Origin of the sequence: Pseudomonas sp. JDS28PS106 (assembly GCF_036706555.1) — a bacterium.
Classification (GTDB): domain Bacteria; phylum Pseudomonadota; class Gammaproteobacteria; order Pseudomonadales; family Pseudomonadaceae; genus Aquipseudomonas.
This window is the reverse complement of sequence record NZ_JBAJGT010000036.1, coordinates 1-625: the sequence shown is the minus strand read 5'-3', so window position 1 is coordinate 625 and position 625 is coordinate 1. Positions and strand designations below refer to the sequence as shown.

The 625-nt window shown below is 51.5% G+C and carries 1 rRNA gene; it reads right to left on the bottom strand.

Going from position 1 to position 625, the window contains the following annotated elements:
* Window positions 1-625: ribosomal RNA gene (locus TRP66_RS23450) — 23S ribosomal RNA — on the bottom strand; the annotation flags it as partial.

Sequence of the window (625 nt, the reverse complement as noted above, 5' to 3'; positions counted from 1 at the left end):
TGATACCCGTAGCTTCGGTGCATGGTTTGAGCCCCGTTACATCTTCCGCGCAGGCCGACTCGACTAGTGAGCTATTACGCTTTCTTTAAAGGGTGGCTGCTTCTAAGCCAACCTCCTAGCTGTCTAAGCCTTCCCACATCGTTTCCCACTTAACCATGACTTTGGGACCTTAGCTGACGGTCTGGGTTGTTTCCCTTTTCACGACGGACGTTAGCACCCGCCGTGTGTCTCCCATGCTCGGCACTTGTAGGTATTCGGAGTTTGCATCGGTTTGGTAAGTCGGGATGACCCCCTAGCCGAAACAGTGCTCTACCCCCTACAGTGATACATGAGGCGCTACCTAAATAGCTTTCGAGGAGAACCAGCTATCTCCGAGCTTGATTAGCCTTTCACTCCGATCCACAGGTCATCCGCTAACTTTTCAACGGTAGTCGGTTCGGTCCTCCAGTCAGTGTTACCTAACCTTCAACCTGCCCATGGATAGATCGCCCGGTTTCGGGTCTATACCCAGCGACTAAACGCCCTATTAAGACTCGCTTTCGCTACGCCTCCCCTATTCGGTTAAGCTTGCCACTGAATATAAGTCGCTGACCCATTATACAAAAGGTACGCAGTCACCTAACAA